Here is a 22,445-nt window from a genome sequence, read left to right as displayed (position 1 = left end):
ACCTATTAGTCAGTATCAGCCGACGTGGCTCCGTTCGATTGTAGTGCTATGTCGTCATCCAGCGGTTCGCTCTCCCAGTAGGGGTGATCGCTCTTTTGCCGGAAGCAGGCCGTTCGCCGCCCATCGCCGTCGTGATCGTCGAGAACTGGGCTATCGCGCGTACAGGCTGCTCGTGCCTCAGGACAGCGTGTGTGAAATCGGCAGCCACTCGGCGGATCAGCAGGGTCAGGAACGTCGAGCGACCGGACAGGCGGATCCGAAACTCCCGAACGGTCCCGAAGATCCGATGTGGCCCACAACAGAACCTTCGTGTACGGATGTTGTGGATCGTGGATGATCTGCTCGGGCGTCCCGATCTCAACGATTTCTCCGAGATACATGATACCGATCCGTCCGCCCGCCTGTTGTGTGAGATGCTTTGCGTTTGCGAGGTTGTGTGAAATGAATAGATACGAGGTGTCGAACTGTGCTTGGAGTTCGAGCATTAACTCCATCATCTCGACGCGCAACGAGACGTCGAGTGCGCTAATGGCTTCGTCTGCGAGGATCACGTCCGGATTCATCAACAGCGCCCGAATGAGTGCGACACGCTGCTGTTCGCCACCCGAAAGCTGGTGTGGATAGCGTTCGGCGTAATCCGCTGCTGGCGTCATCCCGACGTATTCGAGTAGCCCGTAGATGCGGGCGCGCCGGTCAGCAGACGTCATCTCGGATTGCCAGCGCCGCAACGGGTCTGCGAGAATGGATTCGACGGTGTAGTTGGCGTTCAGTGAGCTCCCGGGATCCTGATGAATCATCTGAAGCGCGCGTCGGATCTCTGTCTCGGAATGCTCCTCTGTCGTGGACCCGAAGAGCCCATTTCTCTCCATCGACTCCCAGATGTTTTGACCACGGTATCGGACCCGCCCAGCAGTTGGCCGCTGAACGCCGATCGCGGTCTTTCCGAGTGTCGTCTTCCCACAGCCACTCTCTCCGACGAGTGCAACAACGTCGTTCTCGTGGATATCGAGACTGACACCGTCGACCGCGTGGACGGTCTCGGAGCCTGCGAGACCGAACAGTCGTTTCGAGGTGAAATGAACGCTCACGTTCTCGATCGACAGAAGCGGCGGCTCATCTGCGTTACTCACTGGTTTCACCCCCTGCGTCGTCTATCGTCCGTCCTGGATCATCGAGCAGCAGTGGAATCTCCTCTCTCGATTTCTCCCAGTGAAAACAAGCCGCCTCGTGATCCTGTCCGACGCTGTCGAGATCTGGACTATTTGCTCGGCAGTCCTCATCGGCGAGTGGACAGCGCGTGTGGAACGAACAGCCTGTCGGAATCGAAACAGGGTCGGGGCTCGATCCGTCGATCCCTTCGAGATTCATCGCGCGATCGGAGATGTTCGGAACAGCGTTCAACAGCGCGCGCGTATATGGATGAGTGGCGTGGTCGAGCACATCGTCTGCCGGGCCGCGCTCGACGATTTCGAACGCGTACATGACGGCGAGACGGTCGGCAAACTCCGCAACCAATGGGAGATCGTGCGTAACGAACACGATCGTTAGGTCATACTTCTCCCGAAGATCGTCAAGCATGCTGATAATCGAGCGCTGCATGAGGAGATCGAGCGCTGCGGTGGGTTCATCCATAACCAATACTTCGGGATCCAAAATGAGACTGAGTGCAATGAGCGCGCGTTGCTTCATCCCGCCGCTCAACTCGTGTGAGTGTGACCGAAGCACTTGCTCTGCGGGCAAATAAAGATCGGTCAGTAACTCGCGGGCACGGTCCATCCCACGATCGACATCCTCATCGTGCGCTCGAAGGGTCTCTTCGAAATGTGCGCCGATCGTCATCGTCGGGTTGAACGCGCTCTGAGCGCTCTGAATGACGAACGACACCTCGTTCCATCGAATATCGATCATCTCCTCTCTGGAGAGTGATATGATGTCGACTGGTTCACGACCCGGCGGTCGGTAGATGACTTCTCCGCTCACTTCGCCGGGGGCGACGACCGCATCGAGCATCGCCGAGGCGAGCATTGACTTTCCGCTTCCGCTCTCGCCAACGACGCCGAGCACCTCGCCAGAACGGACCGACAGATCCACATCACGGAGGACGCGTGAGTCCCCGCGATCCATACTAAACGAGACGCTCGCGTTCCGGATTTCGATCACAGTGTCGCGGCCAACAGTCGATGAAAATTGTGACTCAGTCGCCATGGCTCTCACCGACACCTCCCGTCCTGTCTCTGCTTCCAACGCTGACGACATCCGCTTAGAGCGTGTCTGACAGCGTGACCGGAGCGTTTGAGCCGCCTCGTTCTGTGTCGGACTGTGGACCGAGTTGGTGGTCGGCCGATCAGTGTGGTTGCAAGTGCTGGCCGAACTGTCGGTGGCCACTGTGTGGCGGTTCGAGCGGGCAGCAATACGTGTACGAATGTGGATAATCGAGTCATTGTTTCAGTGGTATCCAATCAGTCGGAGTCCAATGTGGCCAAGAGCGCCGTATACGAGTGCGCTCACACCCCAGATGGCGAACATCCCTGCAAGCACGCCGTGTGTTACGCTTTTGAGCGCGTGCGTTGACAGGAGAATTGAGAGACAGAGGAACAGAACCCCGAGCGTTACGACAAACACGAGAAATGATCCCCGCAGCAGTAGGAGGAAAGCGAGAAGCGATCGACGAATTGATAGGATAAATTCGTTTGTGACGCTCACGCTCTTTCACCCCCGTCCGTCTCGCTTCTGGAAGCGTTCTCGTGACGGGCCCGAAGCCGGACGTTAAACACCCGGTCGAGTCCTTGCGCGAGCAGGATGAAGCCCAGTGAGACGAGTATGATGAGTACCATGGGAATGAGCAGCCAGTGGAGCTCTTCAGGTCGCGTCAGATTTGCGCCGTTGTACGCCTCGTTCATCATGACCCCCCAGTTCAGCGTCGTGAACGGGAGTATACTGAGAAAGTAGAGACCAACGGATTCGAAGATGACCTTCCGAGAGCTGTTTGCGAAGTTCACCGAGATGTATGGCATAAGATTCGAAATGAGATCTTTTCGGAGAATGGTCAGCTCCGACAGCCCCATGATGCGCGATGATTCTGTGAACGCCTCTTCGCGGATGCTCAGAACCTGTGAGCGGATCGTTCGCGCCAAGCGCGGCCAGTTGTCGATCCCGAGAATGAGTCCCACGATGAACGGATCTTCGGGCTGGTAGATGCTAGCGAGCACGATAACTAACGCGAGCCCCGGAATCGTGAGAACGACATCCGTGACGGTCATCAGGATGCTATCGCTGAGTCCGCCGCGATAGCCAGCGACCGTTCCGATTACGGTCCCAAGGCTCACTGAAAGGAGTGCGCCAGCCGCGATCATCTTCAACATCGCTGGCGTCGCGTGAACGACTTGCCCGAGGATAGATTTGCCCATCACACCCGTCCCGAGTGGATAGTCCCAGTTGGTGAACGGCATCACGAAAATCGGACCCTCCATTACTCTCGGTTCAGGGACCACGTACACACCGACGGTTCCCATGAGGAGGAAGCCAGTCAGTATTACTGCCCCGGTGACGGCCCGCCAGTCGGAGAAGAACACCACGCCGGGCGCGTAGACGTGGCGATTGAACCACTCTGAAAGCCGCTCGGCAGCGGTCGGTTCAGGGACATCGGACAGTTGTGTAAAGAGCGTGGCTTCGTCGATTGGTCCGGGACCATCTGGGTTATTCGTCCCGCCGTCAGGACGTGGCTCGCCGCCGTCCGCCCCGTCAGTAGGCTTCACGGTCACCTCCTTTCGAGACGCGTGGATCGATGACGCCGTACGTCAGATCGGCGATGAGAATGCCGATCAGCGTGAGGATTGTAAAGATGATGAACGCGCCCATTATGAGCGGGTAGTCACGGTTCATGAGTGCGTTGAATGTCACAAAGCCCATTGCCGGGTAGTTGAAGATGGTTTCGAGGATGATGCTGCTCCCAAAGATGCTAGCGATTCCGACCATAATGTTCGTGTAGATTGGCAACAGCGCGTTCCGTCCGACGTACCGGATTGCGATCCGTCCTTGACTGATCCCACGCAGTCGGGCGACGCGAATGTATCCTTCTCCCATCTCTCGGATACAGTTGCCGCGGAACGCCAGCGCACCGCCGAAGCTTGCGATGAACGCCGAAAGAACCGGCAGCGCCGCGTGCTCTACGACGCCGACGATGAACGGGAGGTTGAGCCCGGCCGTCGTATTCGGGTCCATCCGACCACCGCTCGGAAACCATTCTAGGTTGAACGAGAACACGATGAGCGAGAGAATGGCGACGATGTAGTACGGAATCGTACTGTTGACGAGGGCAACGACGGTCATCCCGGTATCGAATGCACTTCCCTCGTTGTAGGCCATAAGCGCACCGAGTAGCAGACTGACGGTCGTTCCGAGTGCAAGACCGTAGATGCTGATAAAGAGTGACCACGGCATCGCCTCAAAGAGGATATCAAAAACGGGCCGTCCCTTGAAGATAGACCGACCGAAATCCTGATAGAGCACGATATCACGCAGATACTCGTAGTACGAGATGTACCACGGCTGAGTCGGATCGATCCCCGTGTACGTCTCAACCATCGCGTTGATACTCGCCATCTGTTGTGGCGTGGGACTCGCTCCCTGTTTGAGCGACTCTTTCATCAGCTGGACTTTGACCATGTCCGTCGGTCCGAATGGCAACAATCGGTATAGCGCAAACGTCACCGTGAGCGCTATGAAAAACACCAGAATTGACTGACCGATGCGCTTCACGTAGTACATCGTTCTACCCTGCCTGTTCTTTCCCGCTACAATAAATCTATGGGACAGAGGTGACAACTCCTCTCAGGCCGAATCACTTGTTAACTGTCATGTGGTTCGGAGACAGAAACGGAACAACGCTTGTATAGACGCGTTCAACCATGTGTATGTCCTTCGTACAACGGCTCCTCGAACGGTTCGGGTTGGCGGATAGCGACGACGCGAGCGATCCCTATCGGTGCATCCGGTGTGGGTCCACCTTCGAACGACAGCACCACGACTGTCCAGAGTGTGGCGTTCCATACGTCGTCAGCGAGGATGCGGATGAGTAAGACAAACGCCGAGCGGGCGGAACGTTTACGTTTCCAAACCGATTCGTACCGGACGAAACGATGCCCACCGATCTCACGCTCTTCGATTACGTCTGTTCGAGTGCAGATGCGTTTGTGATACTGCTCGCTCTCGAGTCTCTCGCTGGCATCGTCTCGCTCGTCATTATCGTCGGGTCGTCATCAGGAACGGCCACACACGCTATCGCCGTTCTCAACCTTGTCGGCGTCAGCGTACTCGGATCGGGTACGGCAGCGATCCTCCTCAAATGCTATCGGATACGGTGAGCCAAACAAGCGCTACTTCGTCTTCGCGCTGATGTGTCCTTTCATTAAGAACTCCATCGCAGTCGTGCGGTGTTCTGCCTTCGTTTCCTCCGCATGTGGGTGGTCGTCGGCCTTCAACGATGGGAAATCAAATTTGTTAGTGTTGCCCCAGTAGACTTTCACCTCGTCGTAGAACCCGACGTGTGGAACCTGCCAGTTCACGTACCACGCGAGCTTCTCGGTGAGTTGCTTGACTTCCTGTGTGTCTTGTGTTTGGAGCATGATCTTGTGCCATTTGAGCGGATACAGCGTTTGTCCCGCTTCTGAATTGAGTGACTTCTGGCCGATCTGCTTCGGGAATTTCGGCCGAATGGGGTGTTGCAGTTTTTCACTCGTTGGCTGATCGAGTTCCGGCTCCGTGCGGTTGACCGTACAGCCCTCCGTTTTCTCCGTGGCAACAGCAATTTCGTCGTAGTTCCCCAGCCCACTCACTTCTACTGTCGAATAGGCGTATGCGGGGTGTGATCCAGTCGTGAACCAGTTACAGAGGTCGAAGTCGTAGGTCTCGTCCCAGCGCTTGTAAAATCCGCTTCCAGACGGGACGACGAGGTTGTTTTTGAATCCGAATTCGTCGAGCTTCGAACTGAAGTACTTCCCGACCGACTTGTAGATGTTCCACGGCGGTGTGAGGTACGTCAGTCCCGAAACTTTGCTCCCATTCGGTCCTACCCAGACGCCGCCATTTTTCGAATAGCCCGCCTTTTTCAGGACAGATGCGGCTTTCTCGGGTTTCGATGTGCTGCCATAGTCGATGAGTTTGTCGACGAATCCGTCGCTGACCCAGTCGCTAATGAGACTCGAGGACATCCCGAAGACGGTCTTGCGCGAGTTGTACTTGATGCCGTGCGCGCTCTTAATCACCTTGACGACCTCTTCGCTGTCGATGAGGTAGGCAATCGCGCGCCGAACCGGACGACGAGCGAGATGCTCGTTGTTCCAGTTCATCGTTAATTTCGGAACACCACTCATCCCGAACCGACTGAAGACTTCGGTCTGATCGTTCGTGCGAGCCTGATCGGTCAGCTTATCACCGAAATCCAGTTTTCCTGTGTTTAGCGCCTGTATCGCCTTCTGTTTCTCCGAGAGCAGGTGCCAGTTGAACGTTTCCAGATTCGTCCAGTCGGCGCGCGGATGATCCTGATATTTCTCGTGGACAGCGTTGGTCGGAGAGAGCTGTGCAGGCTTCCATAGCCCGCAGCCGAGTCCCTTATCCGTGAGATCTTTCAGCGTCACCGTGTGGTCGTTCAGCTCCTTTGCAACGCCTTTGATGGCCTGCTCGCCGCTTGCGTCTTCGAACTTTTCTAGCCACGACTTGTAGTAGTCGTGCTTGGCAACCGGCGTGTAGTAGTCGACTTTCTTCACTGCTGGATTTGCTGGTCCCGACAGGACGTTCTTGATCTTGTATTTGTCAACGACTTCCCAGCCGTCATCCGTTTCGTCCGGACCACCATACTCCTTGTAATCCGTGATGAGCTGCGTCGTGTGATAGTCTTTGGCAGTGACCGGCGAGCCGTCCCACCACGTGTGGTTTTCATCGAGCGTAATGAGGACTTCACAGCCACCACCCTGAACGCTGATATCCTTGGCAAGCCAGTAGATCGGCTCGCCGACAGCGTTCGGATAGGACGGCGACTCCCACCACATATACTCCATCCAGTACTCGATGTCACCTTGCGTCGAGAAGGGGTTGACGTTCGAGTCGCTCGGCGTCCAGCTCACCGGCGCACGCATGTGAAGCTCGGTCGTGACTGCGTTGCTGTTCGAACCACCCTCTGAGCCTGTCGACTCCGAACTCAACGTGGCGTTTGGATCGTCTGGATTCGCACCACAGCCAGCCAGTCCAGCCATCGCTGCGCCCGAACAGAGCGCGAGCCATCGACGCCGCGTCAACGGGGACTCATTGCTATCGCCATCAGCGCTACGCGTACTGTTAGCCATACCCGAAGGATATTGGTAATTATATTAAAAGTTTGGGTGATTTACGGATTCGAGTGAGGCGTAACACAGTTGACGTTTGAATATGAACGCTAACCATGGCTTCAATCTACGATCGAGAAGATGATATAGTCGTTGTCACTGGCGCAAGCAACGGCATCGGTAGCGCGATTGCACGACAGTTCGGTGCTACAGGCGCGACAGTCGTCGTTGCAGACATCGATGCAGCGGGAGGTGAGGAGACTGTTAGTGCCATCGAACGCGACGGTGGACGAGCAGATTTCGTTCCAACCGACGTTAGTGACGCAGACGACGTAGCAAGTCTGATTGAGGCGACGATGGACACGCACGGTGGAATCGACGTGCTCGTGAACAACGCCGGTGGATCGTTCGACGACGGGAATCCTGATCGCGTGTCTCAGTCAACGTGGGATCGCATCATCGACGTGAATCTCAAGGGCCAGTTTCTCTGCGCACGAGAGGTGCTTCCTGCAATGATCGACTCGGGCGGCGGCGCACTGCTTCACGTCTCTTCGGTGAACGCACGTCTCGGAATCGGGCTCGCATCCTACTCGGCGGCCAAGAACGGCATTCTCGCGCTCTCGCGGCTCATCGCCACACAGTACGGCCGCCACGGAATCCGATCGAACGCTATCTGCCCGGGCACCATTATCACCGGCGCATCGAGCGAAAAACTGAGAACAGAGGGAACAGTTCGTGAGGAGTGGCTCAATCAGTATCCAGTCGGCCGGTTCGGGCGGCCCGCGGACGTCGCCGCTGCTGTGCTCTTTTTGACCTCTGATGCGGCCTCGTTCATTACAGGGACGGAGCTCGTCATCGACGGTGGGTTGACTGCCGGACTCGATCAACGCTTGGAGACGCTGATGTACGATATCGACGAACCGGTCACACAGGAGGGGTCACCGTGAGCGGCCGTCGCATTGTTGGACTGATGTCTGGAACGTCGCTCGACGGCGTCGACGCAGCGTGCTGTCGGATCCGCTCTAACACGAACGGATACGACGTGACCGTCGAATCGTCTCTCACACGCCCGTACGATTCTGAACTCCGAGAGCGCATTGCGCGAGTGTGCGGGGACGATGGGACAGTTGCCGAGCTGTGCGATCTGAACGTGGCGCTTGGAGCGGTCTTTGCGGACGCAGCCATCGCAGCTGTGGCCGCCGCCGATCGATCACTCGCTGACGTTGACGCTATTGGATCGCATGGTCAGACGGTCAGACACCACCCCGAACCACGTGCTCTCCCTGTCGGTGACGAGCGTCTCCGTTCGACGCTGCAAATTGGCGATCCGAGCATCATCGCCGAACAAACGGGTCTAACGACGGTTGCAGACTTTCGGACTGCCGACATCGCTGCTGGCGGCCACGGTGCGCCGCTCGTGCCATTCGCTGATCTCGCGCTTCTTGCCCACGAGACGAAGTTTCGAATCGCACAGAACATCGGCGGCATTGCGAACTGCACCGCACTCCCTCCCTGTGCGAACCGAGCGGACGTGATCGCCTTCGATACAGGACCCGGGAACGTGATCATCGACGGTGTCGTCGAACACATAACGAACGATGAACTAACCTACGACCGGAACGGCCGCCTTGCGCGCAGTGGAACTGCAAGCGACGCTGTCCTCGACGAACTGCTGGACGATCCGTACTTTCGCGCTGATCCACCAAAATCCACGGGACGCGAGCGATTCGGTAGCTCCTATATCGAGGACTTTCTCGATGCGTGTCGAGCGCGTTCGCTCTCGGACGAGGACGCCGTTGCGACGGCGACCGCGTTGACGGCTCGATCCATTACGGATGCTTACCAGCGGTTTCTCCCTGTGCCCGACGAGATCATTCTTTCGGGCGGTGGCGCGTACAACGACCGACTGATCGAACTGCTCAAATCGAACCTCGATGCTCCCGTGTACACGATCGACGAGTATGGGATCGGTATCGACGAGAAGGAAGCCGTTGCCTTCGCACTGCTCGCTGCTGCTGCGCTCGATGGTGTCCCAAACAACGTCCCAAGCGCAACCGGTGCGGCTCACCCTGTCGTGATGGGGACACGTGCTCCACCAACGTGATAGCAATCGAATCGTGTTGACAGCGTGATTGTAGAACAACTGAAATCGCTGCTTCCACGCTGTTGTTGTTTTCATCCGGATGAAACGTCCACATTCTGCCGTTTTCGATCGAGAGCCGCTGATCGTCCGAGCTTAAACTACCAAAACGGTCCTGACGACGATTGAACCGCACCACGCATCGTATGGGTGGTTTCGAACGATTCGAATTCCGACACTCGATACGAAGATTGACAACATGTGACTCAACATAGGTGTAGACCGTCCGTTCTTGCCAGCATCGGCGTTACATCAGTACCAGTGTAACGCATTGATCGTGGTTCTCGAACGAGCGAACCTCGATAAAACTGACATTGTAAGGCCTCTACCGCCGCTTTCGACTGGTTCTAACGTAATAGATTGCCTGTTGGAGTCGTATTTCGTCACGACAACCCGCCTATGCGTGTCTCTCACCATCATGCCCCATTTCGACTGAGTCGAAAGTATTTATTCTACACACTCAACGCTTCTAACAATCATCTATTGGACGAGCGGAGCGAAAATCACATCGAGGATGCAATACCGGGAATGGTGGGGAGAGACGCCAGTGTGTGGATCTCGTGTGCCGGCTCTTCGGGAAGCGTGTAATCCTCGCGGTGTGAGCGCCGGATGAACACTGCATCGAGACCAGCAGCGTGAGCAGCCTGAACGTCACAAGCGCTGTCTCCGACGTACACCCCCTCAACCGTGCCGAGGTCGGCCATCGCCTGCTCGACGTAATGAGTCTCCGGTTTCGTCCGGACGAAGCCCTCGACCGTCGGTGTTCGGCCGTACACTGTCTCAAAGAGATCAGCCAGTCCAAATTGTGTGAGCATCTCCTCGACAGTCGCGTGCTGGTTGCTACTGACAAGGCCCAAGGTGTGTTGCTCTGCCAGTTGTTCGAGCACCACGCAGTCGTCGTACGGCACTCGTTCGCCGCGCTTCATCATCTCGCGCTGAAGCGTGAATGCATTCGTCTCTCGGCGCACCCAGAACGTCTCGAAGTCGATGTTGTAACCGGCACAGACACGTCGCATCTCCTCGACTGTGGCTCCACTGGTAAAGGCATCGAGATCAGCGGCCACGGGGGTAACGTCGAACTCCTCGAACGTTGCTTCGATCGCTTGCTGGTAGACCGTCGGATGATCGGGATGGAGACACAAGAGCACGCCATCGAGATCGAACAGGATCGAGTCGTATGTCATCGACGATCTGTTCTTGTGGCGAATGTATATATTGCTAGCCGTGCTGTCGATAGCGCCGAAGCAGTTACGGTGTTCGGTAGCGTCGGTCCGCGAGATGGATAGTTCGAGTTGTTCAGACGATCCGCTCGCGGTCTTCCTGACCGAAGGCTGTGAGGAGGTGTATCCGGGCGCTGTGGCGGCTGTCGGCCGATCGTCTGGAATCGACCGCGCTGTCGCTGTCGGACAACGCGATGAAACAGATCAGATGACGCGATCGACGCTGTTCGATGTGGCTTCGTTGACGAAACCAGTCGTAACCGCAACAGTCGCGCTCGGTCTGATGGAGTGCGGCCGTGTGGCGTTTTCGGACGAAGTACGTCGATACGTCCCCACTGTCGGTCCAAGCGTGGGTAACGTTCGTCTTGTAGAACTGCTGACGCACAGCTCAGGGCTGCAACCGTACGCTTTCTCCGAAGCGTGGGACTCACGAGCGGACGTGTTCGCCGGACTCGATGACGGAATACTCGCGTCTCAACCGGGGACTCGGCACGAATACAGCTGTCTGAACTTCGTGTACGCAGCTGAGATGCTTCGGCGTGCGACCGATCGGTCACTCGGCGAACTCGCAGCCGACTTCGTCTTCGGGCCCGCGGATATGACTGAGTCCCATCTCGGTCCCGTGGATGCTTCGAACGTCGCCGCGACCTACGACCATACGTACCGCGATCGGGTGCTCAGTGGGGAGATTCACGATCCACTGGGGTGGGTGATGGGCGGGGAAAGCGGAAACGCAGGTCTGTTTACAACCGTCGACGATCTCGCGTCGTTCGCACAACAGTACCTCAGCGGCGATGCACTCCTCTCGCCTGCGACCGTCGGTCGGTTACAGGACGATTGGCTTCCCGAGCTCGATGACCGACACAGCCTCGGGTGGCGACTCGGAGACGGAACGTATCCATCGCCGAACTGGTCGTTGAGCGGACTTGGTCACACTGGATACACAGGAACATCAATGTGGCTCGACCACGAGCGCGACCGCTTTGCCATACTGCTCACAAACCAAGTGTACGACGGAAAAGAGACCGGTCTCATTCGGTTCCGCGAACGATTTTACGCGATGGTTGCCGCAGGACGATTCGACTAGCTGATCCCGATGCAGACAGAGAGACCAGCAGCACCGACGGACAATATTTATTATCACACCGGGTGGTTGAACCGTATGGTCGCAGTCTGGAGTTATCCATGGAGTCTACTCTCAGATGACATTGACGCGACGTGTCGAGAACTCGCTGAGCACGGCGTGACATCCGTCACGGCGGCTGCTCACTATCACTCGATTCGGACGCTGGAACCCCGCTCGAACGGTACACTCTTCAAATCGTACACGGGAGGATGTTACTTTGACCCCGATCTGTCCACCGTGGATACTCCTATTGATCCACCAGTACACGAGGTCGCTGGTCACACCGATCCGTTTCAGTCAATCGTCGCCGGCGCGGACCGCCATGCGATCGACGTGAACGCGTGGCTCGTCTGCTTTCACAACTCGAAACTCGGATCGGAGTATCCACAGTACCGCACGCAGAGCGTTTTCGGTGACCGCCACGATCATGCGTTTTGTCCGTCTCACCCGGCGGTTCAGCGGTACTTCGAGGGAATTGCCCGTTCGCTCGCTGGGTATGACATTGAATCGATCAATCTCGAATCGCTTGGCTATCCCGACGCCTTCCACAGTCACGGCACACGATTCGGTCACGCGAAAAACCACGTCGTTCAGGGACGCCCCGAGGAACTGCTTCTCTCGCAGTGTTTTTGCTCGGCGTGTCGCTCTCGGGCTGAAAACCATCCCATCGATTTCGACCGGGCCCGCGAAGTGACACAACGCATCGCTCGGACCGCGCTCCAGCAGCCAACAGCGTCTGTAACATCGCTTGAAGAGCTGGCAACCCAGCAGCCGGAGCTGAAGAAACTATTCGACTTTCGATCGTCTGTCATCGACGAGTTGCTCGGACGGCTAGCGGCAGCGAGCGGCGATATCGCACTCACGTACTCGGCATCGGACGGTCTCGGCCGAGATCCAGACGACGGATGGCCGTCCGGTGTTACACTTGATCAGCTTCACGAACATATCGACCGCATCGTTGCCCTCTGCTACACGGCCGACTCAGATCTTGCCCGCCGCCGTGTCCAACAGTACAAAGAGCGTGTTGACGTACCGGTCGATATCGGTATCACGCTCGATCCAGATCTGTTCGAGACGGAATCCGAACTGCGGGGCTTTCTTGCTGACGTGGCCGGTTTCGGCGACAGAATTCACGTGTACAACCACGCGCTCATGAGCGAGACACACCTCGACTGGCTCGACACAGTCACAACAAGAAGCGTATGAGACACGAACGAAACTGCAACGAGGAAAGACGACCCAGAAATTGAGTCGTTGAAACGGACCGAATACGGGTACAGATACTGATATTGATACGGATACGGAGTTTTTTAGGGGTGCCCCGTGTTGTTCGAACCATGGTGCGATTGGGCGTAGAACGACTACTGACAGAGCGGACCGACGCTGTCGAGGGCCAGTTGGGACTCATCACCAACCCATCAGGAACCGACAGCGGTCTCACTCCGACGATCGATCTCCTCCACGATCACGACGCGTTCGATCTTCGGAAGCTGTTCGGTCCGGAACACGGGCTCCGTGGTGACGCGCAGGCTGGTGTGAAAATCGACGACAGCACCGACGAACGAACGGGCCTGCCAGTCAAGAGTCTCTACGGGGAGCAACGCCGCCTGCAACCGGAGATGCTCGAATCGCTCGATACGGTCGTCTACGACATGCAGGATGTCGGTTGCCGTTTTTACACGCTCATTTATACGCTTGCCTCGGCGCTCTGGGGCGTCGCTGAGGCAGACAAGCGACTTGTCGTCCTCGATCGCCCGAACCCCATTGCCCCACTATCCATCGCGGGGAACCGGATCGATGAAGTCGCCTCGTCATTCGTCGGCGGATACGGTCTCCCGATCGTCCACGGCATGACGATCGGCGAGCTGGCGACCTATTTCAATGAGGAGTTCAATATCGGTGCCGCTGTGGAAGTCGTCGAACTGGACGACTGGTCGCGCACCGCGTGGTTCCCAGAGACTGGGCTGCCGTGGGTCTATCCATCGCCGAACATGCCAACACCTGGTACGGCTGTGCTCTATCCAGGCACTTGCTTTTTCGAGGGAACGAATCTCTCGGAAGGACGGGGGACCACGAAGCCGTTCGAACTCGTCGGCGCACCGTGGATCGATGCTGACGAGTGGGCAGCAGAGCTCTCCAATCAAGCTCTCGACGGCGTTGCGTTCCGTCCTGCGTACTTCTCGCCGACGTTCTCGAAACACGAACGCGAGAACGTGATGGGCATCCAGATTCACGTCCTCGATCGTGACGCTGTCGATCCGGTGTTGGTTGGTCTCACGGTTCTTGCCTCTGCGTTCACCGACTCCGACCGGTGTGAGTGGATCGAGTACGATGGATCATTCTTCATCGATAAACTCGCTGGTGGTAGCTATCTGCGCGAAGCGATCGACACTGCGGATGCCGCAAGCGCCCGAGAGATCGCAGAGGACATCACTGATTGCTGGACGGATGACCTCGAAGCGTTCGAGAACGCGCGAACACCCTACCTTCGATACTAAACCGATGGCTCGGGAACACGGTCAGGGGACACGTATGTCAGTCACAGAACCATCCTCATCGTCGGTGTCTGCGTCGCTTCAGTCGTTATCGCTCGATGCAAAGATCGGCCAGTTGTTCGTCGCGGGGTTCGACGGCACACGACCGACGCCCGGTATCGAGTCGCTCATCACCGAGCGCCAGCTTGGCGGAATCATTTACTTCGCCAGAAATATCGAAACTCCCGCTCAGCTACGGCAGCTGTCGGATTCTCTTCAGGGATCTGTCCCGGCGAACGTCCCACCGTTGCTCGTGGCCATCGATCAGGAGGGTGGGCGAGTCACACGACTCCCGTGGGAGACGCAACTTCCGAGTGCGATGGCGATCGGTGCAGCAAACGACGCTTCGATCGCTGAGGCTGCCGGTGAAGCCGTTGGGCGCGAACTCCGGCGATTAGGAATCTCCGTCAATCTCGCGCCGGTGCTCGATGTAAACCGGGCCGATAACCCCGTCATCGGTGCCCGCTCGTTTGGTGATCGACCAGCGTCTGTTGCCGAATTGGGAACCGCGTTCGCCGCGGGCCTTCGAGAATCGACCGTCGTTGCCTGCGGCAAACACTTCCCGGGCCACGGCGACACGACGGTCGATTCTCACCTCGATCTTCCATGCGTCGACCACACCCGTGATCACCTCAATTGCGTCGATCTTCGTCCGTTCCGTGCTGCTCTCAATGCGGGCATCGACATGCTAATGACGGCCCACGTCGCGTATCCCGCTCTCGGGACGACGCGGCCAGCAACCGTTTCGCAGTCCGTCGTGACTGGTCTCTTACGGGATGAACTCGGATACGAGGGCCTCGTTATCACCGACTGCATGGAAATGGACGCGATTGCTGATACCGTTGGAACGGTCGAAGGAAGCGTGCAGGCAATCGAGGCTGGTTGTGATCTGATTACCATCTCGCACAGCCTCGATCTGCAGCACGCAGCCATCGATGCTGTTATCGACGCTGTCGAATCTGGTCGTCTCTCTGAAGACCGAATTGATGCCTCAGTGCGTCGAATCCTCCGGGTGAAGCGGGCGTATACGATGGGGATGAACGGTAGCACCGACTGGCTGAGTGCTGCGAGAGAGTGTCGTACCGTCGCTCAAACAATCGCCGAGCGCAGCGTCACGCTCGTTCGTGCTGACACGGGACGCATCCCCATTTCAACCGACGAACCAGTTGCTGTCTACGAGTTCGAGAACAAGCGGGGATCGCTCGCCGAAACCGACGTTGACTCCTCCTGTGGGCCTTTCGCGTCTGCACTCTCGACGGCAGGTGTCGATGTGATCGCTTCGACCTTCCCTCTCTCCTCAGACGCACTGGATTCGGTTACGTCCTCACGATCCGATACAAAAGGGCCGACGATCGTCTGCATATCGGACGTGCGCGCTCATCCAGTGCAAGCAGCCGTCGTTCGAAAATTTGCCGAGATAGATGACAATAAAAACCCAGATTCAGATTCAGATTCGGATTCGGATTCGATTCAAGACGTTCATCCGATTGTCGTCGCAGTTAGGGCTCCGTACGATCTCGCGGCAGTTCCGGATGGAGTTACGATGACGACCTACGACGACACGCCAGCATCACTCGCTGCTGGCGCGCGGGTGCTCATCGGAGACCTATCGCCAACCGGGAGACTTCCAGTCACGATTCCGGACGATGGGCGTGAATAATCTCCACTACTCGTTGTCGGATTTCTCTGACCGGGCGGCTTGATCCGAAACGTGCTGGAAAATCTCGGCCAGTTCATCGCCCAACCGATCGAACAACTCTGCGCCTTTCTCTGCGGTTGCCAATGATGGATCGCCGATTGCTCCCGAGTCGGAGTACTCGGCGAACGGCCGATACGTCGATAGTGGACCACCAACAAGGAGATCCTGTCTCCCGCGTTCGTACGGTTCATCGAGGTACTCGGCGTCGGCATCCTCTTCTCGGACGAGATCTGGATAGAGATGCAACATGAGGGATGTTTCGAATTCGCCGCCATGAGCCATTCCTCCAGTATCGCTCTCCCTGATCTCGGCGATGAACGATTTTGCGAGCTGGAAATACGTCACCCCGGTGATCTCTCGGTCCGGATGAGACTGGCCGACAGTGCTAACGACAGCATCGACGATCGACGCGTTCCCACCGTGGCCATTGACGAAACAGACGCCATCGAACCCATTCTTGAGTGCCGAACTCGCCACGTCTTCGAGGAGAGCAACGAGCTCTTCGAGATCGAGAGTGAGCGTTCCGCCGAGGGAAATGTGGTGGGGGGAGTATCCCGACCACACTGGTGGTGTCACGAGAACCGGCGCATCGACGCGTTCGGCTCCGAGAGTGGCCACTGCATCGGCTAATAGCGTATCAGTAGCGACTGGGAGATGGTTACCGTGCTGTTCGATGCTCCCCACAGGAACGACGACAACGGATCCTGTCGCCGAACCAGTCTCGAGTATCTCATTTCTCGTTTGAGCCGCCCACGTGACGGACTGTGGATCTAGTAACATGAAGTCTACTGATCGAACAAACTGCATAAAGATTCCGGGACTGAGCGGTTCACGTAGGATGGATATGTAACTCTCTCATCTTAATAGTCTATCAGTCATATAGCATCGTGTGTTACGAATGAGCGAGCTTGAGCTCGATAATATTTTTTGTACGAGATATATCTTCGAGGAGTAGCTCTGCTGGAGACTCTGAGATTTGACTCGCTGGCCCTGCCACACCGATTGCTCCAATCACTTGTCCGTTCTCGTTTTTGATCGCCACTGCTATACTTCGTACCCCACGAATTCGTTCTTCATCACTGATAGCATATCCTACCTCCCTGATCTCGTTTAATTCTTCGAAGAGCTCGTCAGTGGTCGTGATTGTCTCTGGTGTTCGGGACGAGAGCCCGTGCTGGTCCAGAATCGATTCGATGCGGCGTTCGGGGAGGTGTGCAAGTATTGCTTTTCCGGGAGCAGTTACATGAAGTCCAACGTGCTTTCCGGGGTGAATATCGAGTGGAACGCCATCAGTTGCCCGCGCGTTGTAGAGAAACACGCCGCTGCCGTCTTCTTCGACCAGGAGATTTGCTGCTTTCTCGGTTTTGTCTGCCAGTTCGTCGATTTCTGACCGACCAACTTGGTAGATCTTGCGCCGTGAGCGGGCGTACTCACCAACGTCAAGAAAACGAAGACTCACACTGTACGTGTTGGCATTCCGCACGACGTATCCACGTTGGACGAGCGTTGTGAGGTGGTTATGGACCGTACTATCCGGAAGATCGAGATGACTAGCCACCTCCGTCAGACGAGCACCATCGAGCTTTCGAAGCGTTTCGATGATGTCCAAAGAGCGAGCGGTCGTCCGGACCGCGGTATTCGGCTCACGAGTCATGCATCCATCCATTTTTGTGTACGATTAGTTATTATACCTTCCTCCATTTCACCACTCATTTTCTAATAACGCTCATGATGTGACTATTTGGTCGTATCATAGTCGTTGTCAGTCGGGAAGTGTGTCTCTGTATATGATCATCGAATTGATGCAGTCGAACTCACATGGGTGATCGCCTCTCTGTCACCCCATCTGACTAGCGTTGTCTGAAGATGATACCACGATTTGCTGCAGAGCGATGGTGATGGCCGTTTGTCGTGTGTCTGGTGGGATTATAGACCGAATAGTGACTGCGTGACATCTTGTACTGTTCTGTGCTGAAAAATAACTGTGTATACTCGTCTGGAGTGTCGGCTATACTGTTGAAACCGTCGGTGGCATCCATCGAACGAGGTTGGGACGTGACGAATACGTGATTGCTGTGACGCCGCGTGTCACCGATGCAAGGAGGTAGCATAAAAAAGAATCCCTTTGTAGAGAAACTTGTCGTGAAACGGAATTCGCACGTCGACTCGATTCGACGACGAACGACTCGACTGCACGCTCTCGGCGTACAGCCGACGGCAGCATCGAATAGTCGCCTCCAACACAGTTCGACAGCAGGGTTCAGGACGTCGATATGCACGACGGAGACGCTGACGTACGCACCATCGATCACGCCCCGATCTCCGCTGTCGACCGTTAAGCGACTGCGAACCCCGTTTCAGTGTGGGGAGAAATTCTGTCTCTTCCCAAGTGAACGATCCCGAGCAGACGATCCAGACTTCAATCTATGACAGACAACCTAACGCGACGTACGGTTTTGAAGGCAGTAGGAAGTACGAGTCTCGCCATGGTCGGCGGTCTCGCAACAACAGGAACCGCCGCGGCGTACACCATCGACAGCGATCTTAGACAGACAGCTGATGTCACCGGTGGTCAGATCGATACGGCAGTCAACGCCGTTTCTCCGGGGAGCCCGCTCGTCGGACTCGGCGATACGTGGGTCGACGTTCAAGGCAACCGAAGCATCAACGCGCTCTATATGGCTGCGCACGCTGCACTCGAATCGGCGTGGGGACGAAGTGATATTGCACAGGAGAAAAACAACATCTATGGCTTCGACGCGCGAGATATCTGTCCCTCAGAATGTGCCGACGAGTACGCGTCGTTCGAACAGTGTACTCGACAGGTGATGGAATACGTCGATCAGGAGTATCTCACGCCTGGGGGAACGTACTACGAAGGTGCGACCCTGCGTGGCATGAATGTCCACTACGCAACCGATCCCCAATGGGCTGAGAAGATTGCTAGCATCATGAACGATCTCGATGCTGAACTACCCAACGGAGGAGGTGGTGGCGGTGGTGGGTTCAGCGATGGTGACCGTGTTACTCCAACCACCTCGTTGAACACTCGTCACCGACCGGGAACTGAATCGGAGATCCTCGGTACGATGAGTCCAGGGACCGTCGGTGAGATCATGAACGGCCCTACAGACGCGGACGGCTACACGTGGTGGGGCGTCCACTGGCTGGACGATGACATCTGGGGCTGGTCGGCCGGTCAGTACCTCACTGACGCGTAACGTTAGCACGACGGCTCAACCCTCCTCTCTGGTTTTACAGCATCGAACGATTGTGTCCCTCGTTGTTTCGGATGATCGAACAGTGACCAGTGTGCCAGTTCTCGAACGTATCCACGAGAGCACGTGCCGTCGTATCGCTGTTCATCGCCACACCTTCTATCATCCGCTCACAACGAATCATATCGATATACGCTGCTCATACCGTCTGTACCTGGTTGCTGTTGTCTGAGGCCAGCACGTGTTGCCGTAGATTTTCTCATCAAAACAAGCAATCGGCCCGTGACACGTTATTAGAACAACACGCTGTCGACCGGTGTTAATAAACTCTCTTCTCCAGCCAATCTTGAACTATATGGATATAAGTAGTTGTAGGCATATCAAAATCGGGTAACTATTACTAGAGGATTGTCGGTTTAACGCCTGTCGGTCGTATCGTTATACCGGTCGAGATGTATGCGAACTTTTCACCAACGAAAAGCATGGGTATTGTTCTCTTTTCAGTAGACCGACTGTTCGTACAGCGGCTCTTTGGACGCATTGTGGCGTCTCTCAGCCTGCTATATGGAATGGGATTGCTATCTCTGGACAAGCGAAATTCGCTGGCTGTATCCAGCCCAATTATATCGCTGATGTAGAGCGCTGCTCGCTACCTCCGAGACAGGAGGAGAACCCTGACCAAGACTGTCTTCGACCGTACAGTCGACAGATCAAGCGAAACCGACGTCATCACAAGACGTTCACTCCGATCACAATGTTATAGTGACAGAAACATTTGATATTGAACTCTGACGAAAGTACATACAACAATTTTTGTTCAGAACATCTCTATGATCGATCGAACAGGAAGGTTGGTGAATGGAAACGTGCGCATGAATATACTCACCATATTCATTAGAAAAATATTGGATAGTCGGACTGCCGTGCCTTCTCGTTCGGACTTCTCCAGCAGTTACTCATAGTGTTCACCATCCGAATCTCATCAATCATATATGAGTTTCAATAAAGATATAAATGTATCCAATAGTCTGCAACACAAGTCTATTATAGCTATGAAATAATTATGATAAACGACGATATAGTAATATTCATTACCTAAGGCGTCACAACAGTCAACAGTTGGCATGGTTGGGACACCACTTATCGGAATAGTTGGTCTTGGGTCTATCGGTCGATATCACGCCGAACACCTCGGCGCGCTCGCGCCACAGTGCGATATCTCGCTCGCAGGCGGTATGGATATTGCTGCTTCAGCGCGCGAGCGATTCGAGGACACATTCGGGGCTCCGACCTATGAGACTCACAGAGAACTGTACGAACAGGTCGATGCAGCGATCATCACAACACCAAACCGGTTCCACGAGGAGTATGCGGTTGATGCACTCTCGGCCGGACTTGACGTACTCATCGAGAAGCCGATCGCTCACACCCTCGAAAGCGCAGAGCGGATTGCAACGGCTGCACAGAACGCTGATGGTAATTGTATGGTTGGGTTCCACAACCGATTTGCACGACCCGTCGAGGTTCTCATGGAGTATCTTCGAGAGGGCCGATTTGGCGATATTTACCATATTGAAGCGGATTACGTGCGCCGTCGTGGCGTTCCTGGCCGAGGTTCGTGGTTTACCCGTCAAGACGCGGCCGGTGGCGGCGCCCTCATCGATATCGGAGCACACGCGATCGATCTCGCGCTGTACATTCTCGGATTCCCGGAGGTGCACGACGTCTCGGGCGTGACACGCTCGTTGTTCGGTGGACGGTCGGACTACACGTACCTCGATATGCATGGTGAACCAGGTGACGGTGAGTTCGATGTGGATGACTCTGCGACTGCATTCTTGCGTTGTGGCAACGACACGACCGTTACACTCGACGTAGCGTGGGCGTCCAACCGACCCTCGAAGACCGAATTCGTGATTCGCGGCGAGAAGGCTGGTGCGCGCCTCGATCTCGTCGACGGGGATCTAACAATCTTCGAGACTGGGGCGGCTGGGGCACCGCATTTCTCTGATAGTGAGATCACGACGAGAGACGATAATGCACATCGGAACGAGCAACGACACTTCGCCGAAATCATCACGTCGGACGATCCACTAACGGTCAATACGGTTGAACAGGCACTCGTCGTTCAGCGGGTAATGGATGCGATCTACCGATCAAGTGACAGTGGTGTCGGGGTCGAACTCGATGAACGACCGGTTCTGACGGTCGATTAGAATCGAAGTCTATTCACTGTTCGTGAATACCTCGTTCGTACACACTTACCTGAGCATTTGTGGTCGAGTGCTTCACGCTCTGTCCCTGCTCTTCAGGATTCTTCGAGCCTGTTCGCACTCTTTCTTGTATGATGGTTCAGTCTCCAGTTGAATCGCTGGCTATGCTTTGAGTGGCGCCGATCACTGTGACTCGTCAACAACGGGAATATTCGACATTAGAATGTGTAATTACAGTTTTAAGACATGGATCTACCCTTGATAGAGACATTTTCGTAGCGATAGCAGAATTCTCGAAGCTGTGGTGTAAGGTGAAGCCCTCCGTTGCCAGCGTAGCTTCGTCCCAATTACTTTTGGTCGATATTCTACGAAAATCCATCTGCTCTCCCGAAATGCGGTGTCTTCGTTAATCGTGGGTTCCATCAAGGAAGCATAGTGTACAAGTACGAATATTGTGCACCTGACAGACCATTTCAGCTGATGAGTGATCGAAGCAGTAACTTCAGCAGCATTCTTTGATCCACTGCCACTGTTCTTCTCTCTGCTGTCTACTCGGCTAACATCGATTAAATACAAACTCTACCAAGTAGTCACACTATGCTACTGAGACGGTAATTATTTAAAAACTATTATTTTGATGGGTCGATTAGTAACCACCTCTTACTATCATTACACCAACAAATATATAAGTAATATTGAATTAGATCAGCGAGTAATGAAGACTTTACCTCTGTTCTGTGTGATGTTTGTTATAGTGATTGTTCTGGATTCTACAGTAGATAACTGATACCTGATAATTTCGGGGCGGCTGGCGAATTCTATGAGGTGGCCCATTACACTCATACTCTTGTAATATGGTTCATTGTTGTCGCGTCTAAACCACTCTCGGTATCGGGTTTCGAATGGCTGGAGTGTCGAGTGTACATAATCGCCGTTCGTGTCTCCGAGTGCGAGCGAGATCAAGCATAACCAAAGC

Annotated in this window: 19 protein-coding genes; 10 read left to right on the top strand and 9 right to left on the bottom strand. The window is 55.5% G+C overall.

From position 1 onward, the window contains the following. Nucleotides 1-5: 5 nt before the first annotated feature. The 5 genes from MW898_RS09110 to MW898_RS09090 all read right to left on the bottom strand — a co-directional run bounded on the left by MW898_RS09110 (nucleotide 6) and on the right by MW898_RS09090 (nucleotide 4,767). Nucleotides 6-1,130, bottom strand: coding sequence for an ABC transporter ATP-binding protein (locus tag MW898_RS09110; protein ID WP_248906470.1), 1,125 nt, complete (start codon nucleotides 1,128-1,130; stop codon nucleotides 6-8). Continuing rightward, complete coding sequence (locus tag MW898_RS09105) at nucleotides 1,123-2,385, bottom strand: ABC transporter ATP-binding protein (RefSeq protein ID WP_368411597.1); 1,263 nt, start codon at nucleotides 2,383-2,385, stop codon at nucleotides 1,123-1,125. Before MW898_RS09105 ends, MW898_RS09110 begins: the two co-directional genes overlap by 8 nt. Nucleotides 2,386-2,445: 60 nt before the next feature. After that, on the bottom strand, nucleotides 2,446-2,703 hold the full coding sequence (locus MW898_RS09100; RefSeq protein ID WP_248906468.1) for a hypothetical protein: 258 nt from the start codon (nucleotides 2,701-2,703) through the stop codon (nucleotides 2,446-2,448). Next, on the bottom strand, nucleotides 2,700-3,677 hold the full coding sequence (locus MW898_RS26010; protein ID WP_373689881.1) for an ABC transporter permease: 978 nt from the start codon (nucleotides 3,675-3,677) through the stop codon (nucleotides 2,700-2,702). Before MW898_RS26010 ends, MW898_RS09100 begins: the two co-directional genes overlap by 4 nt. A 64-nt stretch (nucleotides 3,678-3,741) precedes the next feature. After that, nucleotides 3,742-4,767, bottom strand: a complete 1,026-nt coding sequence (locus MW898_RS09090; RefSeq protein WP_248906464.1) for an ABC transporter permease — start codon at nucleotides 4,765-4,767, stop codon at nucleotides 3,742-3,744. Nucleotides 4,768-4,913: 146 nt separating this feature from the next. Between MW898_RS09090 and MW898_RS09085 the strand changes: the two genes are divergently transcribed. Both MW898_RS09085 and MW898_RS09080 read left to right on the top strand, forming a co-directional pair. After that, entirely contained in the window at nucleotides 4,914-5,078 is a 165-nt protein-coding gene (locus MW898_RS09085) for a hypothetical protein (RefSeq protein ID WP_248906462.1), read from the top strand. Nucleotides 5,079-5,138: 60 nt separating this feature from the next. Further along, nucleotides 5,139-5,363, top strand: a complete 225-nt coding sequence (locus MW898_RS09080) for a hypothetical protein (RefSeq protein WP_248906460.1) — start codon at nucleotides 5,139-5,141, stop codon at nucleotides 5,361-5,363. Between the two features lie 12 nt (nucleotides 5,364-5,375). On the opposite strand, the gene MW898_RS09075 is transcribed toward MW898_RS09080, so the two are convergent. Beyond that, nucleotides 5,376-7,340: an ABC transporter substrate-binding protein gene (locus MW898_RS09075; RefSeq protein ID WP_248906458.1), complete on the bottom strand. Its 1,965-nt coding sequence runs from the start codon at nucleotides 7,338-7,340 to the stop codon at nucleotides 5,376-5,378. Between the two features lie 95 nt (nucleotides 7,341-7,435). Between MW898_RS09075 and MW898_RS09070 the strand changes: the two genes are divergently transcribed. Next, the gene (locus tag MW898_RS09070; RefSeq protein ID WP_248906456.1) at nucleotides 7,436-8,266 is read left to right on the top strand and encodes an SDR family NAD(P)-dependent oxidoreductase; all 831 of its coding nucleotides are present in this window, start codon (nucleotides 7,436-7,438) and stop codon (nucleotides 8,264-8,266) included. Then, the gene (locus MW898_RS09065) at nucleotides 8,263-9,423 is read left to right on the top strand and encodes an anhydro-N-acetylmuramic acid kinase (RefSeq protein ID WP_248906454.1); all 1,161 of its coding nucleotides are present in this window, start codon (nucleotides 8,263-8,265) and stop codon (nucleotides 9,421-9,423) included. The genes MW898_RS09070 and MW898_RS09065 overlap by 4 nt, the downstream gene beginning before the upstream one ends. Nucleotides 9,424-9,962: 539 nt before the next feature. On the opposite strand, the gene MW898_RS09060 is transcribed toward MW898_RS09065, so the two are convergent. Continuing rightward, the gene (locus MW898_RS09060; protein ID WP_248906452.1) at nucleotides 9,963-10,643 is read right to left on the bottom strand and encodes an HAD family hydrolase; all 681 of its coding nucleotides are present in this window, start codon (nucleotides 10,641-10,643) and stop codon (nucleotides 9,963-9,965) included. Between the two features lie 94 nt (nucleotides 10,644-10,737). Between MW898_RS09060 and MW898_RS09055 the strand changes: the two genes are divergently transcribed. The 4 genes from MW898_RS09055 (at nucleotide 10,738) to nagZ (ending at nucleotide 15,999) form a co-directional block, all read left to right on the top strand. Continuing rightward, entirely contained in the window at nucleotides 10,738-11,766 is a 1,029-nt protein-coding gene (locus MW898_RS09055) for a serine hydrolase domain-containing protein (protein ID WP_248906450.1), read from the top strand. Nucleotides 11,767-11,841: 75 nt separating this feature from the next. Then, nucleotides 11,842-13,011, top strand: a complete 1,170-nt coding sequence (locus MW898_RS09050) for a hypothetical protein (RefSeq protein WP_248906448.1) — start codon at nucleotides 11,842-11,844, stop codon at nucleotides 13,009-13,011. Nucleotides 13,012-13,142: 131 nt separating this feature from the next. Beyond that, on the top strand, nucleotides 13,143-14,303 hold the full coding sequence (locus tag MW898_RS09045; protein WP_248906446.1) for an exo-beta-N-acetylmuramidase NamZ family protein: 1,161 nt from the start codon (nucleotides 13,143-13,145) through the stop codon (nucleotides 14,301-14,303). Between the two features lie 34 nt (nucleotides 14,304-14,337). Then, nucleotides 14,338-15,999 (top strand): beta-N-acetylhexosaminidase, encoded by a 1,662-nt coding sequence (nagZ, locus tag MW898_RS09040; RefSeq protein WP_248906444.1) that lies wholly within the window; start codon nucleotides 14,338-14,340, stop codon nucleotides 15,997-15,999. A 6-nt stretch (nucleotides 16,000-16,005) separates the two neighbouring features. Here nagZ and MW898_RS09035 read toward each other — a convergent pair whose 3' ends face one another. Together MW898_RS09035 and MW898_RS09030 are read right to left on the bottom strand one after the other, a co-directional pair. Next, nucleotides 16,006-16,818, bottom strand: a complete 813-nt coding sequence (locus MW898_RS09035; protein ID WP_248906442.1) for a creatininase family protein — start codon at nucleotides 16,816-16,818, stop codon at nucleotides 16,006-16,008. A 112-nt stretch (nucleotides 16,819-16,930) separates the two neighbouring features. Beyond that, the gene (locus tag MW898_RS09030; protein ID WP_248906439.1) at nucleotides 16,931-17,692 is read right to left on the bottom strand and encodes an IclR family transcriptional regulator; all 762 of its coding nucleotides are present in this window, start codon (nucleotides 17,690-17,692) and stop codon (nucleotides 16,931-16,933) included. 772 nt (nucleotides 17,693-18,464) lie between these two features. Here MW898_RS09030 and MW898_RS09025 point away from each other — a divergent pair. Both MW898_RS09025 and MW898_RS09020 read left to right on the top strand, forming a co-directional pair. Continuing rightward, entirely contained in the window at nucleotides 18,465-19,259 is a 795-nt protein-coding gene (locus MW898_RS09025; protein ID WP_248906437.1) for a glucosaminidase domain-containing protein, read from the top strand. Nucleotides 19,260-20,380: 1,121 nt separating this feature from the next. Beyond that, nucleotides 20,381-21,472, top strand: a complete 1,092-nt coding sequence (locus tag MW898_RS09020; protein WP_248906435.1) for a Gfo/Idh/MocA family protein — start codon at nucleotides 20,381-20,383, stop codon at nucleotides 21,470-21,472. Nucleotides 21,473-22,445 lie beyond the last annotated feature (973 nt).

The organism is Halocatena marina (assembly GCF_023276375.1).
GTDB lineage: Archaea > Halobacteriota > Halobacteria > Halobacteriales > Haloarculaceae > Halocatena > Halocatena marina.
This window is presented reverse-complemented; position numbering and strand designations above follow the sequence as displayed.

What these genes read in the sequence shown, in the direction of transcription:
- MW898_RS09035 (WP_248906442.1), bottom strand. Translation starts at nt 16,818, where the DNA reads ATGTTACTAGATCCACAGTCCGTCACGTGGGCGGCTCAAACGAGAAAT.
- MW898_RS09085 (WP_248906462.1), top strand. Translation starts at nt 4,914, where the DNA reads ATGTCCTTCGTACAACGGCTCCTCGAACGGTTCGGGTTGGCGGATAGC.
- MW898_RS09025 (WP_248906437.1), top strand. Translation starts at nt 18,465, where the DNA reads ATGACAGACAACCTAACGCGACGTACGGTTTTGAAGGCAGTAGGAAGT.
- MW898_RS09090 (WP_248906464.1), bottom strand. Translation starts at nt 4,767, where the DNA reads ATGTACTACGTGAAGCGCATCGGTCAGTCAATTCTGGTGTTTTTCATA.
- MW898_RS09030 (WP_248906439.1), bottom strand. Translation starts at nt 17,692, where the DNA reads ATGACTCGTGAGCCGAATACCGCGGTCCGGACGACCGCTCGCTCTTTG.
- MW898_RS09070 (WP_248906456.1), top strand. Translation starts at nt 7,436, where the DNA reads ATGGCTTCAATCTACGATCGAGAAGATGATATAGTCGTTGTCACTGGC.
- MW898_RS09050 (WP_248906448.1), top strand. Translation starts at nt 11,842, where the DNA reads ATGGTCGCAGTCTGGAGTTATCCATGGAGTCTACTCTCAGATGACATT.
- MW898_RS09060 (WP_248906452.1), bottom strand. Translation starts at nt 10,643, where the DNA reads ATGACATACGACTCGATCCTGTTCGATCTCGATGGCGTGCTCTTGTGT.
- MW898_RS09080 (WP_248906460.1), top strand. Translation starts at nt 5,139, where the DNA reads ATGCCCACCGATCTCACGCTCTTCGATTACGTCTGTTCGAGTGCAGAT.
- MW898_RS09075 (WP_248906458.1), bottom strand. Translation starts at nt 7,340, where the DNA reads ATGGCTAACAGTACGCGTAGCGCTGATGGCGATAGCAATGAGTCCCCG.
- nagZ (WP_248906444.1), top strand. Translation starts at nt 14,338, where the DNA reads ATGTCAGTCACAGAACCATCCTCATCGTCGGTGTCTGCGTCGCTTCAG.
- MW898_RS09045 (WP_248906446.1), top strand. Translation starts at nt 13,143, where the DNA reads ATGGTGCGATTGGGCGTAGAACGACTACTGACAGAGCGGACCGACGCT.
- MW898_RS09055 (WP_248906450.1), top strand. Translation starts at nt 10,738, where the DNA reads ATGGATAGTTCGAGTTGTTCAGACGATCCGCTCGCGGTCTTCCTGACC.
- MW898_RS09020 (WP_248906435.1), top strand. Translation starts at nt 20,381, where the DNA reads ATGGTTGGGACACCACTTATCGGAATAGTTGGTCTTGGGTCTATCGGT.